The following is a 20,800-nucleotide window of genomic DNA, read 5'->3' as shown; positions in this document are numbered from 1 at the left end:
TACTTCGCTGGAAGCTGTGGCGGTGCGCCTATCGAGATTGTGCGGCAATACATCGAACAGCAGAAAACGCCGCACTAAGCTCAGCATTGGACGCCTACGGCGCATCTATCCTTCCTCGGCCTGAAGGCCGAGGTTTGACGCGCATCCCGATCAACCAGAGAAGGTCGCGCTGACAGGTATCACGCGACCTTCTCGACCCCTGCGTATCCCTGGCCTTGCCCAGGTCCAGCATCACGGTTGCAGCCGGGGCTTTGGTCGTCTTCGTCGGTCTGTGCACCGCCAGGCGCATCACCGGCAGTGAGAGTTCCCGTTTCATCCGTTCATTGTTGCCTCTTGTCTTGATCAAGCACATACCCAAGTTTTGGCACAGTGCGGATAATGTGTGGTTGCCCGCCGGCCTGGCTCAACTTCTTGCGCAGGCTGGCGATGGCGACGCGCAGGTAGTGCGCATCGCCCTGATGCGAGGGGCCCCAGACCTCGCTGAGCAGGCGCCCGTGCGGCACAACCTTGCCCTGGCTCGATGACAGCAGCCAGAGTAGGCGAAACTCGCGCGGCGTGACCGCGATCGTCTTTTCGTCGATGCTGGCGACACATGCGAACGGATCGAGTTGGAGCCGGCTCTTCTTGCGCAGCGGCGCGGCGTCCAGTTCCGGAAAGCGTCTCCGCAGCAATGCGCGGATCCGCGACGCGAGTTCGCCCATGCCGAAGGGCTTGGTCAGGTGGCCATCGGCGCCGGCATCGAGCAGGCGGATCTTGTCGTCCTCCGTGTCCGATCCCGAGATCGCCAGGATTGGCACGCTCGACCATTTGCGGATTTCATCGATCACGCGTATGGCGCTCATATCCGGCAGGCGGACATCGAGCAGAACCACATCAGGCCGCCGGGAGCCGGCCAGCTTGATGCCCTCCTTGCCGCTCTCGGCCACGAAGACCTGATAGCCCTCTCCTGCCAGGAAGCGCCGCAGGATGAACTGCATCGAACGTTCATCGTCGATCAAGATTACACAATGCATTGTCTTCGCAAGAGAGTTACCGACTTAGATCCATTAAGCCTAAATACAAATAAAAAAATGATCAAAAAACGGGCGGCAAAATATCGAAGACATAAAGAATATCTTGCGGCTCCATGTCGGAATTCAAAGCTTTGCACCAGATGTGTGCCGGGCTGCTGGCATTATTGAATCTTCTATATCGCAGTGCAGCATTCTTAACGAATATTTTATGTTGTGCATGGCTAAATCGCTGGCAACGCAAGGCAGGCCAGGGGAGTCTCATCAAGCCTTACGTTCAGGAGAAGTCATAAAACGTGCCCCATTCCAAGTGAACCTAGAATATGCTGTCGTTCAAAGTGCAAAAACTACCAAGGCTGCCAAGGCTAATGCCGGCCTTGCTTGGTGTCCTCAGCCTGGCGCTCGGCCAGTGCGCCTTCGCCGACGATGCGGCAACCCCGGCGGCTGCGCCAAAGCCGGAATCCAGCAGCGCCATCGGCACGTTCATCCGCGCGTACGCCGATGGTTCGCAGGCGATGCCTGATACGCCGTGGCCCTACACGGGCGACGGCGGCAGCGGTGGGGACGCGCCCGAACTGCGCAAGTTTCCCGCGCCGCAGAACTCCCCGCCCTTTCCCTACGGTGAATATCAGATGGGCGGCACGCCGACCATCGGCGACCGCAATAACGCGCCGGTCTATCCGCTGATGAAGGCGCTGAGCGAGTCCACCGACTTCTGGAAGGATTCGCGCACGCAAATCAGCGGCTGGGTGGAAATCGGCGGCAATATGAGCACCTCGCAGCGGCAGCCTGGCAACCGCTACACGAACGCGCCGGCCGCCTACGATCAGATCCCCAACTCGATACAACTACACCAGGCGGACCTGCGTGTGACGCGCCTGCCCGACACGTACCAGACCGATCACATCGACTTCGGCTTCCGCTTCGACCTGCTGTACGGCATGGACTACCGCTTCACCACCATGAAGGGTTTCTGGAGCAACCAGTTGCTCAGCAAGAACCAGCAATACGGCTTCGACATCCCGATGGCGTATGTCGATACGTACATTCCTGGCGTTGCGGAGGGCATGAACATTCGTGTGGGTCGCTTTATCTCGCTGCCCGACATCGAGGCCCAGCTCGCGCCCGACAACTATATGTTCAGTCACTCTTTGCTCTATGCGTATGACCCGTACACGCAGATCGGCGTGGTTGATTCCATCAAGCTGAGCAAGAACTGGACGGTGCAGTTTGGCCTGACCGGCGGCAACGACACCATGCCCGGCACCCAGGGTTCGAAGCTGTCGCCACTGGTTTGCGCGCAGTGGATCAACAATGCCAATTCCGACTCGATCTACGGCTGCGCGAATACGATCAACGGCGCCAACTATGCATACAACAACGTCAACCAGTGGGTGGCAACCTGGAGCCACCGCTTCAGCCAGACGTTGAACAACGCGATCGAGGCCTGGTACATGAAGGAGAACAATGTTCCCGTTTGTACCGGCCAGGTCGGCGGCGACGGGCCGGCAACCCCCAATGGATGCTTGAACAGTGCCTTCTTCACCGACCCGAGCAAGCGCTTCAAAACCAGCGAAATCGCCGTCGTGGATTACCTGAACTGGCAGTTCAGCTCCAAGGACAGCGTCTCGTTCCGCCTCGAATACATGGACGACCGCCAGGGCCAGCGCACGGGCACTCCCGCCAGATACTGGGGCGAGGCAGTGAGCTGGACGCACTTCTTCAACCAGTCGCTCATCTTCCGGCCCGAGATCAATCGCTATACGGCAAGCAGTCCCGCCTTCAACGGCGGCACGAAACGGGTCCAGACCATGGTAGCGGCGGACCTGATCGTCCGGTTCTGAACGGCGAAGGCAAGAGTGATCTACCCCGACATGAGATTTGACATCTCCCGCTCGTCAACAAGGAGTCCTGCCATGAAGAAGCTTGTATTTGCCCTGCTTACCCTGCTTACCCTGGTTCCCGTCCTGCTACTGCCCCTTCGTGCCCACGCGTTTCACGACCTGGCGCAGCAGAAGGTGATCGACAAGGCCATGGCAGACAAGAGAAAGGCGAAGCTCGGGCCGGCCAGCGGCGCGCAGCCAATGCTGCCGCTGGCGAAGGGACACAGCGGCCATCCCTGAATACTGGCGGGTGGCGAGCGCATCGGGATGACGAGGGTGGTGGCGTGATCAAGGCCTTGCCGGCGTGATAGAGTTCGCAGGGTACCGGCGGCCGGCGAGCAGGAACGAATGAAGACGCTGTTGATCATCTACCACACGATGACCGGAGGAACAGAGCAGATGGCCGAGGCGGCAGCCGACGCGGCGCGTATGCAGCCTGGCGTCGCGGTCAAGCTGCAGCGAGCGGCCGAGACCGGCCCGGACGATGTGCTGGCAGCCGACGGCTATCTGTTCGCGACGCCGGAGAACCTGGCTGCGATGTCCGGGCTGATGAAGGACTTCTTTGATCGCTGCTACTACGCGGCACTTGACCGTGTGAACGGCCGCCCGTACGCGACCATGATCTGTGCCGGCAGCGACGGGCAGAACGCACTGCGTCAGGTCGAACGCATCGCCACCGGCTGGCGCCTCAAGTGTGTGGCGCCAGGCCTGATAGTCTGCACCCATGCACAGACGCCGGACCGCATCCTGGCACACAAGGAGATCGGCGCGGAAGACCTTACGCACTGTGCCGAACTCGGCGCTGGATTGGCGGCCGGTCTTGCGCTTGGTGTCTTCTGACGTTGAGCCCAGCCGCGTTCAGGCTTCGTTTTGGCGATAGCAAGCGTTTTCGATAGTCCGCCGCGCGCAGCGCGACGGCCGACGTTGGGCGCAGCCGCGCCGCAGCACGAGGCTCCTGCCCCGTCGGGCATGCCATATCAGAATGGCAGCGGATGCCCATTGACGATCCACGGCGTGCCAAACTTGTCGACCAGCATGCCCCAGCGCTCGGCCCAGAAGGCGGGTTGCATCGGCATGGTCACCTTGCCGCCGGCAGCAAGGGCGGCAAACACCTGCTCGGCTTCTTCCGTACTTGGATAGTCGAGCGCGATGGAGACGCCTTTGATGCCCTCGTACGGCACGTTCGCCGGGCTATCGCCGGCGTAGAGGGTGCCGCCACCGGGCAGTGCGAGCCGCGCGTGCAAGATGCGGTGGGCAAACTCCTTCGGCATCTGGTCGGCCATGGGCGAGTCGGCGCCGCTCATCAGCACTTCGAGCTTGGCGTGGAGGGCCTGCTCGTAGAAGCGCATGGCTTCGGCGCAGTTGCCGTCGAAGGCGAGATATGCGATGGCTTGGGTCATGTGGATTCCTTTCGCTGTTGAACTCATAGGGGAAGGCCGCGCGGAGCGTCCCGCTCGTCCCTGTACTGCCACGACGCTTGAACGTGCCCCGGATCGACGAGGCTTGCGCTTTTTTTACAAATTCCCCCGCTCGGCTATGGGCGCCTTGTCAGCACGACGTGCATCGCCGCCTGCGTCCCGACGTGCCGGGTGCATGCGTAACCCAGCTTGCCCAGATCGATACCGGCGAGCAAGGCTTCGCCCGCGCCCAGCACCGCTGGCACCAGCGCCAGGTGCATTTCATCAACCAACCCGGCGCGCAGGTATTGTTGCACGCTCGCCACGCCGCCTCCCAAACGGACATCGCGCCCTCCGGCGGCTGCCCTGGCGCGCTCCAGCGCGGCATGGATGCCATCGGTGACGAAATGGAAGGTGGTGCCGCCCTCCATCGCGACCGATTCGCGCGGATGGTGGGTCAGCACAAATACGGGCGTGTGATAGGGGGGCTCCGGGCCCCACCATCCCTTCCAACTATCGTCGGGCCACGCGCCGCGGACAGGGCCAAACATATTGCGCCCGATGATCCAGGCGCCGATGTGGTCGAAGCCGTGTGCCGCGAAGTCGTCATCCGGCCCCGTGGTGCCCCCAACACCGCCAAACATGTGCTGGAACGTGCGCGTGGCGAATACCCATTCATGCAAGGCGGTACCTCCGACGCCAAGGGGATCCGCAAGGCTCTGGCGGGGGCCGGCGCCGTAGCCATCGATGGATACGGCGAATCCGTGAATTCTGAGTCTGGACATGGGCGTTTCTCCTTGGATTCCACACTTGCCGGCACAGCAGCGTCCCAAGCCTCTGACGTGAACCGACTGCTTCAAAGCTTAGACGAGAGCGGGCATTCGCGATCGGTCGTCTGGGCCTTCGCCATATTCCGGGGGAGCGATGGGCACTACCGAGGTGTTGAGGCGCCTTGCGACAGCGAGAAGGCCCAACTCTTGTAGGGAACCGGAATTAGCTGGACTACGTGCGCTTTTGCTGGACTAGAAATCCGGAATTGGCTGGATTGCCGTGCAGCCCGATGGGGGCGCGGCTGCTCCAGAGGTATGGTCCAGAAGCCCGGGTTCGGCGCCGGGACAGCGCACGACCGCTGTCGGCCAATCTCGGCCAGTCAGCAAAGCGCACTGCTCGATGTGAGCCTTCCATATGGAACCTCGACACCGAAACCCGCGAAGCGGGCTTCCCCCCCCTTGTACTGAATCAGAACCTCGTCGGCCACGACGCCGGCGATGAGAATGTCGCAATGCTCTTTGGCTTGTCGCAGGAGATTGAGGTGCCCGATGTGAAAGAGATCATAGGCACCGGGTGCGTAACCGATTCGAATCGTGGCAGTGATGTCCTCTCAAGGCTGATCGATCTCACTGTCCAGGAATCTACGACCTCATCCTATCCGGTACGCCCCGTTTCCAGCTCGGGCATTCTGAAATCACGCGACGTGAATATGAGGTGCGCAATGAAGAAGGGTCACGCGACGCCAGTATGGCGTCACGTGACCTCTCCTGATTTCTGGAGATCAGCCGTCTCCATTAATGGCGGCCCCCTTGATCAGGCCGAGCTGGGTCAGCGCAGCCACGCCGTCGTCCAGGCCGAGTTCTTCTACGATCCTGCCGTCGATCACCTTCAACACGGTGGTACCGGTGAAGTGCATCTTGCGGCCGGTTGCGGCAGGCAAACCGCCGATCAGGAAGTCATCAAATGCCGGGCCCGTGTGGGTGCCGCCACCTTCCCACTGACCGACGACATAGTCGCCCTCGGCGATCAGCTCAGCCGTGCCCCAGAAGTTGAGATCGGGGAACGCGGCACGGAAGTCGATCATGAAGGCCTTGATGTCCTCACGGCCACGACGGGGCTCGTGCAGCGAGTACTTGAGCAGCATGTTCGGCGCGGCAATTTCATCGATCACCGCGAGATTGACATTCTTGCCCCAGAATTCCGTGAACCAACGACCGACGACGGCCTTGTTCTGCTCTTCTTTGCTCATTGGAAAGATCCTCACAGTTAGTTTCGGGAAGGTTCATCGAAACCATTCGATGCCCTGAGCAAGAGAATAGGCATCCGTGCGTTGATCGAAACTCCGATTCTTGCTGCGCAAACCAATCCGATGGTCGACTCGCCGTCCAGGCCAGTGACAGCACCTCATCGTCTGTGTGAGCGGTGCGCACTAGAGTGGCTAGCCGCTCCAGTGCCGCGTGGTGGTTTCCATTGGCGCGCAAGCCTTCGCACGTACGGAACAGATAGCCGCTGGAACTTCCCAGCCCGCCGGAGGCCGTAGCCAGTCTGCACACAACGGTAGGTTCTCCGTAGCGTCGTTGGCCGTCGTTGATCAGGGGGATAGTTGCGGCATTGAATGCGCCTTCGCCAATGGCGTTCGCCGGGCCGATGTACTGCCCGCCTTAATCGCAATGAATCTGTGCGTCTCACTGAAGGCGAGTCTCGACTTGTCCAGCCTGATGACGCTCGCGCCCGGAGGGTCAGCATGAGCGCGACGCGCAGGCCAGCAGGGAAGATGCGCGCAGGGAGCGGGACCTTCCAGTTTTACGCATTCAGTTACCAAGACGTGCGAAACGCCCGATCGACAAATTCGGATAGGCGTGTTGGATTCAATCGCAAGAAACGGAGAGCGCGCCCAGAACCGGCTGCCTACACTTCATTGCGAGCCAGTCGCAACATGTCTCCGTTCCACGAGTCCGGCATTGTGCACGGTATAGCCTCAAGCAAGGAGTCTGTCATGCCCATCAATGAAGTCCATATGGACGCCTATGCAGACCTTGGCGACATTTGGCTTCGGGATCAGTCGGCGCGGCTCAAGCAGAAGCATCTGCAGTTTGGACGACACTATCGGATGGATTTCGAGGCGCTGCTGGCTCGAAACGCTCAAGCGGCTCGGACGGGCAGAGCCGCCGCAATGCCTGCAGAGAGTCGCGGTCTGCCCACCGATCGCATTCGGCGGGCGACGATCGAAGCCATTGAATATTGTTCGCAGTTGAACGATCCTTTGGCGCGGATGGCACGGCTGCCGGCGGCCACCAAATCGAGCTCTCACCCGATGCCGGCATCGGAGCCGCGCGGCGAAATGGGGTTCGCAACGCCTGGTGAGTTTTCGCTCATCAACAGGTTCGGTGCTACCACGCGCGACGAATGGATGGCGGTACTCTCGGATCTTACGGAAGTTGTCGTCGCCGATGTCCACGGCATGCCGAGCTCACTGGGGATCGAGAAGGCCGCATCCATCGTGCAGAACCGCGCCTATCTTGAGGCGCTCGCCCGCCAGCTCCTAATACCTCTAACGAGGGATGATGGAGACTGGCACCTCACCGTGATCGATTTCGGTGTCGAGGCCCAACGCCACGACTGCGAGTTTCTGATGTGCTTTTCCTTTCGGGCTGCGAACCCCGATCTCTCCGTCACGAGTCCATTTGCTGAGGTTGGATTCGCGCTGCACAAGCAGTCGCTTGCAGATCCGATCTTCATGCTTACCGTCAGAACCGCCCTCGGATTTGATGCAACCTCGATATCGGCGCTGCTTCCTGGAGGTCGTGCTTCTTCGTGCAATTGATGTACCGTCGCAAGCAAAGCAAGTCAGGATGCGATGAATGCCCGCACCGATAAGCAGGCATCCAGCCTCTGTCCGCGCCGCGTCCGTTGCGTAGCGATGAGCGGCCATCCAAGGTGAGGTCGGCGACCAGCCCTTCATCGGCCAAAGCTGCCGGCGTGGCGTAGCGGGCATAGTCAGGCCCGAGGCATCTGCGCCGCCTTGGACAGCACACGGACGGGCATCGGGTCATCGCGGCCTCGCAGGCGTGCGGCAAGCTGCGGCAGGCCTGCGGCTGAAACGCCGGCATGCTGGAAGACCTGTTCCGAGACGATCGCCTCGCAAGCGATCTCCTTTGTTAACTGCTCAAGTCTCGAGGCCACGTTCAACGGGTCACCAATCGCAGTGAACGTGACATGCTCGCGAAAACCAATCTCACCCATCACCGCCCGGCCGCAATGCAATCCAATGCCAAACCGGATCTGCGCTTGCAGCTGCTGCTTGAGCGCGGCGTTGAGTTCGTCAATATTGGCTGCCACCAGCGGCACCGCTCTGAGCGCCTGACGACAAGCGGTGGACGGCTCGCTGCTTAAGCCAAAGATCGCGAGCACTGCATCCCCCAGGAACTGGTTTGGCAGGCCGCCCGCCTGGACTACCGCGGAGCTGACCGCACTCAGGAAGCGACTGACAACGAATAGGCTGTCGAACGGCAATTGTGCCGCCGCGAGCTTTGTGGACTCCCGCATATCCACGAACATGAACGCCGCGAATCGCTCTTGCGGCATGACGTCCCGCTGGCGCCGTTGCAAGAAGGCCGTGGATGCTGCCGGCGGCACCAATGGCCACACGGAGAGATCATGGGTCGGCCGCAACTGGCAGGCGAGGCGAACCGTCTGCGAATCCGCTCCCAGCCGCTCCAGAACGCGCCGCTCCGCCTCGGCGGGCGCGGGCAGCGGCGCATCGCTGAGCACGCGCACCCGGCACAACGTGCATCGGGCGCGGCCACCGCAACTGCTGGCATGGGGAACGCCGGCCATGCGGCTAGCCTCGAGCACCGAAAATCCGAGCGGCGCGAATACCCTTCGCCCGTCCGGATACAGAACACAGAGCCGCCCGGCTCGGCGCTCGCGCACCGTGCGCACCAGCCGCGCTGCGAGCACCATCAGCAGCGCACCACCATCGAAAAGCAAAAAGTCGTTGCGCATCTCGGCGAGCCAGAGATTCTGCAATCCCGTTCCGATGATCGCCGGCCGGGTCGCCGCGGCGCGCCAGACGGGATCCTGCGCGAGCGCGATCACTTCCCGTCCGCCCTGCAAGAAGCCTAGCAGCGCGAGCACCGGGAGCAGCACGGCGACGCTCAGCAGCACGCTCCGCCACGCCCCGAACCATGGTTTCAATCGCAACCAGAACCAGATGCCGTAACACCCATGCAGCCAGGCGACCACCAACAGCATCAGCTGCACGCGGCTGAAGAACGGTGAATCGATCCAGAACGAGTACAGCAACTGCGCGTACCCCTTGTTCAGGCCGAACTCGGCAAGGGCGACCCGTGTATTCACAACGTGGTTGGCTAGCAGCGGCGGTATGCACAAGCCGAGGACGAGCTGCGCCACCTCGCCCGGAGTCCAATGCAACGAGCGCCGTTCGTACAGAGCCCACAGACCCAGGAAGAAATGCGTCGCCAGCGCGCTGTACAGCAAGGCTGTTCCCAGCCATCCCTGCCAGATGAACTTCTGTACAAGCAGATCACGCTCCAGCCATGCGAGCGAGATATTCCCCAGCGCGTGATTCAGGAGGTGCGTGCCTACGTAGGCAAACAGCACCAGTCCGGTGGACAGCCGAACCGATCGCACCCCCGTCGGCCGCAACCTTTGAAGATAGGGAAAGAGTGACATGCTTTGCTCTCCACGCTCTCGATGCGCCGGCTGTTGCCCGCCGGGTGCCTGCACTGCGGAGTCCCCTTCTGCAATGCGCGCGGCAGCTTGCGCACCCTCCGGCGTCGGGACGCAGCCGAATTCGTATCTTAGCTTCGCCGGCGTGGAACGGGCTCGTGCCAGAGACGTAGGAGGCGCGGCTCATCCCGGTCGGCCAGGATGGTATCCGCGTCCAACGTCAATCCAGTGTTGAGCAAACCGTCGGTCGAGGGAGCGCGAGCATGGGGAGCATAGGGAGCATGGGCTAGCCGCCATCACGATCTACCTGGTGCGGCTGGTGACGGCGACAGGCGTGGACCTGGATGCCGCGGTGCGGGCCAGGTATGAGCTGAATGCGAAGACCTATTCGACCAAGACGGGCCACGGGGCATCGGGGGGCCTTGCGTCGGCTCTGGCCTTGGGCGAAATCCCTCCAGCCTGCGCCACATGGCGCCGGCTCACGCCGCCCGCCACATGGCGCAATGCGGGCGGCCCGCGGCCCCCCTGCGCTTCTCGCAGCGTCTTAGCTGTGCGCGCCGTCGGTGAAAGGATCGCGCCGATCCGTGACTCTTGCGCCGTCGGAATAGACATCGAATTTGCCTGCTTTCGCGCCATCGGTGTAGGGATCGCGCGGCCCGTTGACATGGGTTTTACTGTCTGAGGTTGCGGCATTGGTGGGGATGTTGGATGCATGGGCCAGGGCTGCGAAGGATGCCAATGCAGCGACAACGGCCGAAATCAGGATTTTCATGACGATCTCCAAATACAGTAGGAACAGCTTCCAAAGCGCATCGCCGTGAAGGCTACGCTTGGGCATGCATCGCGTGCCGGTTTCCGGGATCACGATCATTCCCGGGAACTGGTCCGCCGTGCACTTGTAGAACCGCGCAGACACCAGGTTTATTCCCGCTCACGAGGCACGGCGACGGATGTAGCGGGGCCGAGCGTCAAGCCACTGTGCGGTTGGGCGTGTCGCTGTCTCCTCTTATCGCTGATGCCACGGACGCTTTTTTTGCGAGAGAGATTGGGGAATAAGGAGATCGGTTCTGCGGTCTACCCGTGCAGAGCGTCATGCTGCGAAGTCAAGTCGACTACGGACATCACTCGCTCGAACATCCAAGGAGCATTGCCATGAAATTGAATTCGCTGAATCGGCTTGCAGTCCGGCCCATGCGCGGCGCGCTCATCATGAGCGCTGCGTTAGTGGCAGCTTCAGCCTGTGCACTCACGCAAACGCCGCCGGAACCGGGCACGCATCAAGTCACTCGTGCAGAATTGCTGCATGAACTCGAGGAGTTGAAGTCCGTCGGTTATAACCCTTCCCAAGGCGACTATGGTGACTACCCCGCCGACCTTCAGGCGGCGGAACAAAAGCTGGAAGCCAAACATCGTGCGGAAAAGAACGCGCTAATGGGTGGGAACCAGGCGGCACAGACGAAGCCCATGCCTTGATTGCGATGGATTGCGCGCACAGGTCACACATGCGCTCTCGAAGGTGGGCCGAGTCGGCTTGAGGGTCGCCCGTCTATGCCCCCAGGCCGTTCGCCACCTTCTCTCTAGCGCTGTGCATCAGGTATTGAGCGACGCCTTGCACGATCTTCGACGCTCAAGCCAATTGCGCAACTGGCCGGCCACGAAAGCGCCGATGATCAGCAGCAGATAGAGGGCTACGAGATTGTGACGCCACGCATCGAGAGCGATCCGATGCGCGACCAGCTTCGGATCGGGCGCCGGGAGCATGGCACTGCTCGCCACGACGGCTCGGGTCATCCGAACAAGGCCGGCCGCAGACAGTAGTGGCAGCAGGACAAGCAGCGCGAGCAGTGCAGGCTTTGCACGCTGTACCATCGCATGGTGGCGCAAGCGGATCCACAGCCCCAGGCAACCGTGTACCCAGCCCGGGGCGAGCAATGCAACTTGCAAGCCTTGCGTGCCGCTCGTGATCAGCAATATCACGATCCGCTCATAGTTCGGCTCGAAGCCATAGAGCGAGGCGGCGAGTCGGGTCGCCACTGCATGGCGGATGAGCAGTAGAGGGAGGCTGAGTCCCGCCCAAAGGCGGATCCATTCGGTGGGCGGCAGCGCCCAGTGGTGGCGCCCGTAGATCGTGCGCAGCGCCAGTGCAAAATGCAGGGAGGCCGAACCGTAAAGCAGGATCGTTCCGGGCACGCTGTGCCAGAGCCGCAGCGCCAGCGTGAGACCGCGCCCGGCAAGCTCCAGCGACCAGATCCCGAGCGCGTGATTGGCCAGGTGGAGAAAGAGGTAGATCAGCAGCACCACACCCGATCCGAGCTGCAAGCGGCGCAGAATTGGTTGCACTTTTGTTCCCCTTGATGTTCAACGTGGAGAGGACTTGTTGCACGGCCGCGGCCAAACGGCGAATCCAGCAGTCGGACACAGGCCATCTTCTCCACCCTGAGCTGGCGCCAGCCTGGTGAGCGGCGGCTTCGGCTCTGTTGCTCCTGACCGGTTGGGCGGGACGCAAGGACGGCCGGCGAAATGGCGGCCATGGCACATTTCTTGATTCCATTGCTCGGGTGGGTGTTGCGCGATATGCGATGAGTAGACGCTGTTTCGTCGCCGGATATTCCCGCTGCTTCAATACTTCAGTAGGAAATACTGGCTCGATCGTAGAATCGGCTCGCCGTCGGCCGGTCAGCATCAGGTGGCGGGTCGGACCGGCATCGGTCACCGGCTCTGATCATGTCGTCATGACGCAGAGCGCCACCGCCGTGACTCAAGGCCTGCGTGCGCAGGCCTGCTTGCTAGCCGCCGCAGCGCGGCGCTTACGGTGGAATAAAACGGATGGCCCAGCAGTCTTGCTCTTGAACCCAATCGGGAGGCCCGTCGGATAGTCCGGCGATCTACCTCTCGAACCTGACTCGTGAGGGCAATATGTCGTCAGATCTTCCATCCGATCCGTCGCGCCGCGGCGCGTTGAAGTGTCTCGCTTTCGGTGGTGCGGGCACGGTGTTTGTCCTGGCCGGCGGTGTTCTCGCGCCGGTGGAATTGGCCCTTGCCGCCTCGGCGAAGGGTCAGTCGGTTGCCGCAGGGGTCCCCCTTTTCCTGCAGATCAGCGACACGCATATTGGCTTCAACAAGGAGGCCAATCCCGACGTCGCAGGCACGCTCAAGCAGACCATTGACTTCGTCAACGCCATGCCGGTCAAGCCGGCGCTGACGATTCACACAGGTGACATTACGCATCTTTCCAAGGCGGAGGAGTTCGACCACGCAGCCCAATTGCTGTCGGGGCTGAATATCACCGAGTTGCATACCGTGCCCGGCGAGCATGATGTGACCGATGGGACTGGGACGGAATACTTCAACCGTTTCGGTCAAGCCTCCGGCAATAAGGGCTACTACAGTTTCGACCACAGTGGCGTCCACTTTATCGGCCTGGTCAACGTGATGCATTTCAAGCCGAACGGTCTGGGGGGCTTGGGCGACCACCAACTCGCCTGGCTGAAAGCCGATCTGAGGGGCCGCTCGTCCAGCACGCCGATCGTCGTCTTCGCGCATATGCCAATGTGGACGATCTACCAACCGTGGGGTTGGGGCACCGGCGACGCCGGCGAGGCGATGAGCTATCTGCAGCGCTTCACCTCGGTCACTGTCTTGAACGGCCATATCCACCAGATCGTGTCAAAGGTGGAAGGCAATATCACCTTCCATACGGCGCGCTCGACGGCCTATCCGCAACCGACGGCCGGCAATGGACCTGGGCCCATGCCGCTGACCGTACCGAGCGATCAGCTTCCCAGGATGCTTGGCGTGACCAGCATCAAGATCATGCGCCACCCGCTCGCAGCGACACTCGCCGATACCACGCTCGCCTGAATTCCAGGCACTGCTCACCAACCAGGACCCAAATCATGCTAACGACTATCCTTCGCCGCGCCTTCGTCGTCCCCCTCGGGGCCGGGATACTCATGGCGGCATCGGCTTCCGGGTTCTCCGTCGCGCAAGCGCAGGAGGCCAATGTCGTCGTTGTGAAGAGTTTCATGTTCTCGCCGATGTCGCTCACGATCAAGGCTGGCTCCACCGTGACCTGGAAAAATCTCGATGGCGAGCCTCACACGGTTGTCAACGACGCCGGTCTGTTCCGTTCCGGCGCGCTCGATCAGAACGACACCTACAAGTTCAGGTTCGATAAACCGGGTGTCTACAGTATCTTCTGCGGCATACACCCGAATATGAAGGCAACAATCACCGTCCAGTAGGTGCGCTCTACAGGAGTTACGTCGCCAGATGCCGGGAAACCGGTCGGAACCCGGGGTTCCAGGACGGGGCAGTCGCGAAGTTGACCGCGGACCCTGGCGGCGCTCACACCGTTTGTCTACCTGGACGTGTCACGCGCCATTGTCAAGGACGGTGGCGCCGACCCGCTCGGCACCTCCATTGGGTGTATTCAAGCCGCGCGCGGCTTGAATTCGGCCGGGCATCAGGCTGGCCTGCGAGCAATCATTTCCGCCACCTCGTCACACCACGCGATATAGGCCTGTTCCGCCAGCACGCCGCGGCGTGTCACCAACAGCGGTCCAAGCTGCTGCTCGGTCAGCACGGCCTGCCTTGCGAGAAAGAACTCAGGCTGGGCCTGGTGGTCCGCACGCACCTCGCGGATCTGCTGCAACGCTGTCTCGCGCGGCAGCAGATCGAAGCACAACACCCGCAGTATCTGTTCGTCCTTGATGGCCGGGCGCGGTGAGCCCTTCGCCACTCAAGCCGTCAGCTTCTCGCGTCCAGCAACGGTCATGCTGTAGATCGAGCGTTCCGGCCCGCGCGTCCCCGGCAAGCGCTCCGATTTGATGAGTCCATCCGTCTCCAGTTCTCGCAAGGCCGGGTACACCGAGCTGTGCTCAACCGACCAGCAATGCTGGCCCGCCATCTGCAGCCATTTGGTCAGTTCATAGCCGGAACGCGGCTGGCTATGTATCCCGGCAAGAAGAACATGCTTCAGCGGCTTTTCCTTGCTTGCCTTGGCTTCCTTCGGATCACTCACTCGCATCGCTCCTTGATTGCGTCAACGCGCACGCGGAATGACTATGTTTGTTTTGACATAGTAAAAAGGCGTGGCACTATGTATTTTCCAACATACATGATCAACCGCTACGACCGCATGACCGACACCTTCGAGCAGTTAGCCGGCCGCGCGCCGATTTCCGCCGCACGCAGTGCCCAGTTCTGAGCATGATGGCGGCGAAGTGATCGGCGTAAAAAAATAGACACGAGGAGAAAAGACAGTGAAATCATCCAGCAAGCTGAGCAAGCTTAATCTTGCACTCATCGCTGTGGACGCAATCTGCGCCGGCGGCGCACACGCACAGAGCAGCGTGACGCTGTATGGCGTGGCGGACATGAACGTGGAGTACGCCAACCATGTTGGCGCCGTTCCCACCGCCGCCAACAAATTCAATGCCGGCCCGTCCAACGACGTTTACCGCATGAACTCCGGCGGCCTGTCCGGCTCGCGTTGGGGCTTGCGCGGCGTGGAAGATCTAGGCAACGGCGTGACATCCGTCTTCGTACTGGAAAGCGGCTTTAACCTGGATACCGGCACGTCGCAGCAAAGCGGCCGCCTGTTCGGTCGCCAGGCCTACGTGGGCATCCAAAGCACGCAGTTTGGCCAGGTGACTTTTGGCCGTCAGTACACCTCGATGTTCGAGAGTATCGCGAACTTCGTGCCGGCTGCCTTTGCCACCCAGTACGAACCGATCGTGATGCTGGCCGGCGCGAACTTCCGCGAGGACAACACCATCAAGTACTCCGGCCAGTTCGGTGCTTTGTCCGCCCTGGCACACTGGTCCTTCGGTACCGGCCTGGCATTGCCCACGACGGTAGCCAACGGTCCGTTGCTCGGTGGCAACGGCGAAGTGCCGGGCCAGTTCCGCCGCGACACCGCTTATGGCGCAGCGTTGACCTATATCTCTGGCTCTGTCGGTGTGGCCCTTGCTTACGACCAGTTCAACCCGACGATTTCCAACCCATTGACCGCTGCTGCCCTCGGTAGCGGCAGCTTCAAGAAGGCGACGGTCGCGGCAAGCTATGCGTTCGGCCCGGCAAAGATCATGGGCGGCTATCGCTGGGGCCAGAACAAGGACCAGAATGGCAGCCTGATCGAGCGCGACGACTTCTACTGGATCGGCGCCACCTACCAGGTGACGCCGGCGCTTGGCCTGACGCTCGAGTACAACTACGACAACGTCAAGAACTTCTTCGCCAGCACGTCGGTGCCGAACCCATGGCAAGTTGCGTTTATCGCGGACTACACGCTTTCCAAGCGAACCGATATCTACCTGACCACGGCATATTCAAAGAATGCGGGTCTGGGACTGGATTCCCCGATGATCGGTTTTGCCAACACCCTGTCCCTTGGCAATAGCTACACGCTTGCCAGCGGCCAAAGCAATATGCTCGGTGTCGCCGTGGGTATTCGCCACAAGTTCTAGAGACAGCCCAACAGCATGTGACAAGGTCTTATTTGCGCAGTGGTGCAGGCAGTCCTGCGGAATGCTCGCGTGCATGCAGTTCTCTCACATGCTCTTTGTGCCGCCTCGGCGGCACCTTTTTTTGGGCACTGGCGCAGCCGACACAGATCGCTGTGCAACTACCGGCATGTGTTGCCGCGGCTCGGTTTGGAGCGCGGTTCAGTCAACCAGGGCGCTCAACGCTCAGCCTGCCGGCCGCGCCCGTCGCTACGGCACAAGCACTGTCGCGCCAACCCTGAGCCGCGATTCAAGCATCCTGTGCGCTTCGGCGGCCTCTTCCAGTGCGTAGATTTGCCTCGGTTCGCTGGTCATCTTTCCAGCCTGCACGAGGCCGAACAGCTCTTCGGCCATCGCAAGCATGTGCGAGCGCGGCGTGGCGTAATGAACCCAGGCAGCACCTGGCATCTCGATGAGATGTTCGCGACGCTGCGCGGCGAGCCCTATCTGCTGTGGCGGGCGGTCGACGAGCACGGCGCGGAACTGGACATCCTGTTGCAGAAGCGGCGCGACAAGGCCGCAGCCAAGCGCTTCTTCTTACGAGTGCTTCGTTCCTGTCCCGTGCCTCGCAAGATCGTCACCGACCAATTGCGCAGCTACCCGGCCGCCAAGGCCGACATCCCGGAACTGGCGAACGTCAAACACGTGTTCGTCGAAGCCGCTGCACGCTTGAACAATCGGGCCGAGAACAGCCACCAACCCACACGTGAACGTGAGCGCCGCATGCGTGGGTTTCGCGATCGCAAACGCACGCATTCCTCTCGAGCTTCGGCCCGATCCGGCAGCACTTCGCCCTCAAGCGGCATTTGCTGCGCGCTTCTCTGTACCGCAAACATCTTGCTGCTCGGTTCGCTGCGTGGCACGAATTCACCGGAGTCACCCAAAATCCGTCAACTGCTTTCTGAGCCGTGGTCATGCCTGCCACAGTTTCGTCGCGGTACCGGCAAGTTGACAGAGCCTGACGACCGCCTACCGTAGACCAAAATGAAATTGTCACAACTTCCCGGACCTCCTGATGCGGCAAGGCTTCCGGCCGGATACCGAGTTGACAAAATTATTTTGTACGACGGCCCGGGCTGGACATCAACGCTCATTTGTCGCCAAGGCGTCCTGCCGTCTCCGGAACGATGAGCGCACCCACCAGGTAGATGACGGTGACAACCGCCAGGAAGATGCCCAGCACCATGGGCAGTTCGGCCGGGGTGCTGGCGCACAGCGAAGCAAACGTCGGCATCATGCCACCGATGGCAAAGCCGATATTCCATGACAGGCCGGTCCCCGTGGCACGGATGCTGGTTGGGAATCGTTCGTTCAGGAAAATGAGGATCGGGGCGAAGCCGGTGCTGCCCAGCATGGCCAGCGCCATGGCATACAGGCCGAGCGTGGTGGTGTCCGGCGCCGCCGGCATCCATTGGTAGAGCAGCGGCAGCACCACCACGTTCAGCGCGCCGATCAACAGGAAGGCTCGCTTGCGGCCGATCATCGTACTGAGGTGGCCGGCAAGAATCGATGCCACGATCACCCCCAAACTGCTGGCCATCAGGATGGCGGCAGCCTCACCAGCCGGTGCCTTCACCACCACCTTAAGGAAGGTCGGCAGATAGCCGGAGGTCAGGTAGTAGGCGCTGCCACCGCCGACGGTGAGCAGGATGTTGACGAAGAGGACGCCACGGTACTGGCGGGAGAAGATCACGCGCAGCGGGTTCTCAACCGGCGCGGCATGACCCTTGGCCGCCTGCAACTGCTTCCACAGCGGAGACTCCTCCAGCGAGTTGAAGATGAGCAGTCCGAGCACCGAGCTGATGATGCCGGAAAAGAACATGCAGCGCCAACCCCAGGCGTCGAACGCTTCCCCGGGAAACAGCGCGGTCATTGCCATGTAGGTAATGGAAGCCAGCAGTGCCCCGATGCCCGCGCCACCGCCACCGACCAGCCCGGAGACGGCGCCGCGCCAGGACGGGGGCACCGATTCGGTACCGATGGTGTGGGTGGATGCCACCACGCCACCAACGAAGATACCCTGCACCAGCCGGAGCAGGATAAACAAGGCTGGCGCAAGCAGCCCCACCTGACCCACCGTGGGCAGCAGGCCGAACGCCGCCGTGGACAAGCCAACGCCAGTGACGGCAACTACCATCGCCCCCTTGCGGCCGTGGCGGTCGGCATAAGTGCCGAAAATCGCCGAGCCGAGCGGCCGCATCAGCAGCGTCACGGCAAACGACGTGTACACCGCCGCCAGCGACAGCATCGCGTGCTCCGACGGGAAAAACAGCCTGCCGATCACGGGCGCCACGAACAGCAGGATGAACAGGTCGAACAGGTCCAGTGCCCATCCCATGCACGACGCCGTCACGGCACCAAACACCTGGCGATTGCTCGCCGCTGGCAGCGCCTCGCTGATCGTCTCTGTACTCTTCTTTGCTACGGCTTCCATTGTTGTCTCCTTTGATTTGGATCTCTGCTTGGATCATTACGGCAGCGATGACGCGCGGGCGGTGCCTTGCCGCCAGGCAAGCGCTCCCCCCGCGATGCTTGCCCCGTGGCAGCGGGCATCGTTATCCGTCAGTTCGTCCGGGATGCGAGCGGCCTTGCCGGCGCGCCCGCGAGTTCCATCAGCTGCCGCGGAACGCCGGCTTGCGCTTGCCGTGGAAGGATTCCACGCCTTCGCGGAAATCGTCCGAGCTGCGCAGGCGGCTATAGCAATGCCCTTCCAGCTCGATGGCGATCGACAGCGGCGCGTCCTCGGTGTCGTTGAGCAGCTTCTTGGCGGTGCGCTGCGCCAGCGGCGAGAAGCCGCGCAGCTCGTCGACCAGCGCATCGGTGGCGGCTTCCAGCTCGGCGTCTGCCACGCATTCCACGGCGATGCCCCACTCATAGGCCTGCTTGCCCGAGATGCGGCGCGAGCGCATCACGATGTCCTTGGTGCGGCCGATGCCCACCATCTTCTGCAGGCGCGCCGAGCCGCCCGAGCCGGGGATCTGGCCGAGCTTCTGTTCTGGCAGCGCGTACTGCGTGGTCTCGGTGGCGATGCGGAAATCGCACGCCAGCGACAGCTCGAAGCCCACGCCAAAGCAGTAGCCGCGGTTGGCGGCAATCACCGGCTTGCTGCAGCGCGCCGGCGCCGCCACGTTCCAGGCCAGTTGCGAGACATGCTCGGGCGATGCCTCCAGGAAGCCCTTGATATCGCCGCCGCTGGAAAAATGCTCGCCTTGCGAACGCAGCACGATCACGCGCACGCGATCGTCGGCATCCAGAGCTTCAATGACGGCGCGCAACTGGTCGCGCGCTGCCATGGCGATCACGTTGTAGGGTGGACGGTGCAGGATGATGTCCGCACGCTCTCGCCCGGCATCGATCTCCACGGAGAAGCCGTCGAGTTGCTGGAGCCGCTGCTGGCCGGGATGGATCATCTCGGTTGCCTGGGTCATGTCTTACTCCTTGATGGTATCGACAGGCGCGGCGTCCGCTGCCTGGTTGGTGTTGGGATTAGGGTTGGGGTTCATGGAATGCGGGGCCAGTGCGTATTCGCCGGCGGACAGCTTGCGGCGCAGGATCTTGCCAACCGGCGACTTGGGAATCTCCTCGACGAAGACGTAGTCGCGCGGGCGCTTGAAGTTGACCAGGTCGGAGCCGCGGCAGTAGGTATCCAGGGCTTGCGCGTCGATATTGCCGCGCGGCTTGACGAAGGCCACCACCTTCTGGCCCCAGCGCGGATCCAGCACGCCGGCCACCGCCACCTCGTCCACCGCCGGATGCAGCGACAGCACCGATTCGATATCGACCGGGGAGATGTTCTCGCCGCCGCTGATGATCATGTCGTCCACCCGGCCGCTGACGAAGAGGTCGCCCTCGGCATCGAAGTAGCCGGTGTCGCCGGTGAAGTACCAGCCATCGCGCAGCGATTTGGCATTGGCGTCGTCGCGGTTCCAGTAGCCCTCGAAGGCCTCGTCGCCGCGCAGGTCGGCGATGATCTGGCCTTCCTCGCCGGTAGCCGCCAGATCGTCGGGTGAGCGGGCATCCAGGCGCACCACGCGCAGGCGCGTGTTGATGCCGGCGCGCCCGGCGCTGCCGGGCTTGCGGGTGGCGCGCTGGTCCACGCTGAAGGTGTACACCTCCGACGAGCCGTAGTGGTTCACGAACAGCTCCGGCTCGAAGGCCAGCGCGAGGCGGCGCAGCAGGCCGTCGCTCATCGCCGCGCCGGCAAAGCCGAGCTTGGTCGCGCTGCGCACGACGGAGGCATCGAACCCCGGATCGGCCAGCAGGTCGTGGTACAGCGTCGGCACCAGGTACAGGCAGCTGATTCGGTGGGTGGCGATCTCCTTGAGCGCCTGCCCCGCGTTCCAGCGCCGCACGCAGACGAACAGGCCGTCCACCAGCGCCATTGCCAGCAGCGAGCGCACGCCCATGGTGTGATAGAGCGGCATCACGCCAAGGGTGCGCTCGCCATGGCGATACAGGTTCTGCGCCACGTGGGCGAGCGCGGCGGCGCGCTCCTGCCGGTGCCGGCGCGGCACGCCCTTGGGCTTGCCGGTGGTGCCCGA

At 62.1% G+C, this 20,800-nt stretch carries 22 protein-coding genes and 3 pseudogenes; 11 read left to right on the top strand and 14 right to left on the bottom strand.

Annotated elements, in window-relative coordinates; genetic code table 11:
• Positions 1-78: pseudogene (locus ACGLHR_RS42895) on the top strand (IS200/IS605 family transposase); the annotation flags it as partial.
• Positions 79-320: 242 nt separating this feature from the next.
• Here ACGLHR_RS42895 and ACGLHR_RS42890 read toward each other — a convergent pair.
• Entirely contained in the window at positions 321-1,013 is a 693-nt protein-coding gene (locus tag ACGLHR_RS42890; RefSeq protein ID WP_400101971.1) for a response regulator transcription factor, read from the bottom strand.
• A gap of 374 nt (positions 1,014-1,387) precedes the next feature.
• On the opposite strand from ACGLHR_RS42890, the gene ACGLHR_RS42885 reads away from it, so the two are divergent.
• The 3 genes from ACGLHR_RS42885 (at position 1,388) to ACGLHR_RS42875 (ending at position 3,733) form a co-directional block, all read left to right on the top strand.
• Entirely contained in the window at positions 1,388-2,854 is a 1,467-nt protein-coding gene (locus ACGLHR_RS42885) for an outer membrane beta-barrel protein (RefSeq protein ID WP_400101970.1), read from the top strand.
• 72 nt (positions 2,855-2,926) lie between these two features.
• Complete coding sequence (locus ACGLHR_RS42880; protein WP_318234947.1) at positions 2,927-3,133, top strand: hypothetical protein; 207 nt, start codon at positions 2,927-2,929, stop codon at positions 3,131-3,133.
• A 108-nt stretch (positions 3,134-3,241) separates the two neighbouring features.
• Positions 3,242-3,733 carry a flavodoxin family protein gene (locus ACGLHR_RS42875; protein WP_400101969.1) on the top strand — a complete coding sequence of 164 codons (492 nt, stop codon included), beginning with the start codon at positions 3,242-3,244 and terminating at the stop codon, positions 3,731-3,733.
• Between the two features lie 137 nt (positions 3,734-3,870).
• Here the strand turns inward: ACGLHR_RS42875 and ACGLHR_RS42870 are convergent, their stop codons facing one another.
• The 4 genes from ACGLHR_RS42870 to ACGLHR_RS42855 all read right to left on the bottom strand — a co-directional run bounded on the left by ACGLHR_RS42870 (position 3,871) and on the right by ACGLHR_RS42855 (position 6,310).
• Complete coding sequence (locus ACGLHR_RS42870; RefSeq protein WP_400101968.1) at positions 3,871-4,293, bottom strand: VOC family protein; 423 nt, start codon at positions 4,291-4,293, stop codon at positions 3,871-3,873.
• A 134-nt stretch (positions 4,294-4,427) separates the two neighbouring features.
• Positions 4,428-5,075, bottom strand: coding sequence for a dihydrofolate reductase family protein (locus ACGLHR_RS42865; protein ID WP_400101967.1), 648 nt, complete (start codon positions 5,073-5,075; stop codon positions 4,428-4,430).
• Between the two features lie 365 nt (positions 5,076-5,440).
• Positions 5,441-5,647, bottom strand: a complete 207-nt coding sequence (locus ACGLHR_RS42860) for an adenylyltransferase/cytidyltransferase family protein (protein ID WP_400101972.1) — start codon at positions 5,645-5,647, stop codon at positions 5,441-5,443.
• A 195-nt stretch (positions 5,648-5,842) separates the two neighbouring features.
• Positions 5,843-6,310, bottom strand: a complete 468-nt coding sequence (locus ACGLHR_RS42855) for an ester cyclase (RefSeq protein WP_400101966.1) — start codon at positions 6,308-6,310, stop codon at positions 5,843-5,845.
• A gap of 747 nt (positions 6,311-7,057) precedes the next feature.
• On the opposite strand from ACGLHR_RS42855, the gene ACGLHR_RS42850 reads away from it, so the two are divergent.
• Positions 7,058-7,885, top strand: a complete 828-nt coding sequence (locus ACGLHR_RS42850; RefSeq protein WP_400101965.1) for a hypothetical protein — start codon at positions 7,058-7,060, stop codon at positions 7,883-7,885.
• A 173-nt stretch (positions 7,886-8,058) separates the two neighbouring features.
• On the opposite strand, the gene ACGLHR_RS42845 is transcribed toward ACGLHR_RS42850, so the two are convergent.
• Positions 8,059-9,756 carry an adenylate/guanylate cyclase domain-containing protein gene (locus ACGLHR_RS42845; RefSeq protein ID WP_400101964.1) on the bottom strand — a complete coding sequence of 566 codons (1,698 nt, stop codon included), beginning with the start codon at positions 9,754-9,756 and terminating at the stop codon, positions 8,059-8,061.
• 265 nt (positions 9,757-10,021) lie between these two features.
• Between ACGLHR_RS42845 and ACGLHR_RS42840 the strand changes: the two are divergent.
• Positions 10,022-10,141, top strand: a pseudogene (locus tag ACGLHR_RS42840) (nucleotide pyrophosphohydrolase); the annotation flags it as partial.
• Between the two features lie 156 nt (positions 10,142-10,297).
• On the opposite strand, the gene ACGLHR_RS42835 reads toward ACGLHR_RS42840, so the two are convergent.
• Entirely contained in the window at positions 10,298-10,525 is a 228-nt protein-coding gene (locus tag ACGLHR_RS42835; RefSeq protein ID WP_400101963.1) for a hypothetical protein, read from the bottom strand.
• A 380-nt stretch (positions 10,526-10,905) separates the two neighbouring features.
• On the opposite strand from ACGLHR_RS42835, the gene ACGLHR_RS42830 reads away from it, so the two are divergent.
• A complete protein-coding gene (locus ACGLHR_RS42830) occupies positions 10,906-11,226 on the top strand; it encodes a DUF4148 domain-containing protein (protein ID WP_400101962.1) in 321 nt (106 codons plus the stop codon).
• Positions 11,227-11,343: 117 nt separating this feature from the next.
• On the opposite strand, the gene ACGLHR_RS42825 is transcribed toward ACGLHR_RS42830, so the two are convergent.
• The gene (locus tag ACGLHR_RS42825; protein ID WP_400101961.1) at positions 11,344-12,093 is read right to left on the bottom strand and encodes a hypothetical protein; all 750 of its coding nucleotides are present in this window, start codon (positions 12,091-12,093) and stop codon (positions 11,344-11,346) included.
• A 576-nt stretch (positions 12,094-12,669) separates the two neighbouring features.
• Here ACGLHR_RS42825 and ACGLHR_RS42820 point away from each other — a divergent pair.
• Positions 12,670-13,614 carry a metallophosphoesterase family protein gene (locus ACGLHR_RS42820; RefSeq protein WP_400101960.1) on the top strand — a complete coding sequence of 315 codons (945 nt, stop codon included), beginning with the start codon at positions 12,670-12,672 and terminating at the stop codon, positions 13,612-13,614.
• A gap of 35 nt (positions 13,615-13,649) precedes the next feature.
• Positions 13,650-13,997 carry a cupredoxin family copper-binding protein gene (locus tag ACGLHR_RS42815; protein WP_400101959.1) on the top strand — a complete coding sequence of 116 codons (348 nt, stop codon included), beginning with the start codon at positions 13,650-13,652 and terminating at the stop codon, positions 13,995-13,997.
• A 221-nt stretch (positions 13,998-14,218) separates the two neighbouring features.
• On the opposite strand, the gene ACGLHR_RS42810 is transcribed toward ACGLHR_RS42815, so the two are convergent.
• Together ACGLHR_RS42810 and ACGLHR_RS42805 are read right to left on the bottom strand one after the other, a co-directional pair.
• Positions 14,219-14,494, bottom strand: a complete 276-nt coding sequence (locus tag ACGLHR_RS42810) for a hypothetical protein (RefSeq protein WP_400101958.1) — start codon at positions 14,492-14,494, stop codon at positions 14,219-14,221.
• The gene (locus ACGLHR_RS42805) at positions 14,495-14,776 is read right to left on the bottom strand and encodes a PadR family transcriptional regulator (RefSeq protein WP_400101957.1); all 282 of its coding nucleotides are present in this window, start codon (positions 14,774-14,776) and stop codon (positions 14,495-14,497) included. It lies immediately after the preceding gene.
• A gap of 241 nt (positions 14,777-15,017) precedes the next feature.
• On the opposite strand from ACGLHR_RS42805, the gene ACGLHR_RS42800 reads away from it, so the two are divergent.
• Positions 15,018-16,223, top strand: coding sequence for a porin (locus tag ACGLHR_RS42800; RefSeq protein WP_400101956.1), 1,206 nt, complete (start codon positions 15,018-15,020; stop codon positions 16,221-16,223).
• Between the two features lie 246 nt (positions 16,224-16,469).
• Here ACGLHR_RS42800 and ACGLHR_RS42795 read toward each other — a convergent pair whose 3' ends face one another.
• A complete protein-coding gene (locus ACGLHR_RS42795; RefSeq protein ID WP_400101955.1) occupies positions 16,470-16,613 on the bottom strand; it encodes a zinc-binding dehydrogenase in 144 nt (47 codons plus the stop codon).
• 36 nt (positions 16,614-16,649) lie between these two features.
• Here ACGLHR_RS42795 and ACGLHR_RS42790 point away from each other — a divergent pair.
• A pseudogene (locus ACGLHR_RS42790) lies at positions 16,650-17,164 on the top strand (transposase); the annotation flags it as partial.
• Between the two features lie 185 nt (positions 17,165-17,349).
• Here ACGLHR_RS42790 and ACGLHR_RS42785 read toward each other — a convergent pair.
• From ACGLHR_RS42785 to ACGLHR_RS42775, 3 genes are all read right to left on the bottom strand, one after another.
• Complete coding sequence (locus ACGLHR_RS42785; RefSeq protein WP_400101954.1) at positions 17,350-18,693, bottom strand: MFS transporter; 1,344 nt, start codon at positions 18,691-18,693, stop codon at positions 17,350-17,352.
• A 178-nt stretch (positions 18,694-18,871) separates the two neighbouring features.
• Positions 18,872-19,687, bottom strand: coding sequence for an enoyl-CoA hydratase/isomerase family protein (locus tag ACGLHR_RS42780; protein WP_400101953.1), 816 nt, complete (start codon positions 19,685-19,687; stop codon positions 18,872-18,874).
• Positions 19,688-19,690: 3 nt separating this feature from the next.
• Positions 19,691-20,800 (bottom strand): AMP-binding protein (locus tag ACGLHR_RS42775; RefSeq protein ID WP_400101952.1); only part of this gene is annotated, 1,110 nt, incomplete at its 5' end.

Origin of the sequence: Cupriavidus sp. CuC1, assembly GCF_044627735.1 — a bacterium.
Lineage (GTDB): Bacteria > Pseudomonadota > Gammaproteobacteria > Burkholderiales > Burkholderiaceae > Cupriavidus > Cupriavidus ulmosensis.
The sequence above is the reverse complement of the archived record's forward strand: the minus strand, read 5'-3'. Positions and strand labels throughout refer to the sequence as shown.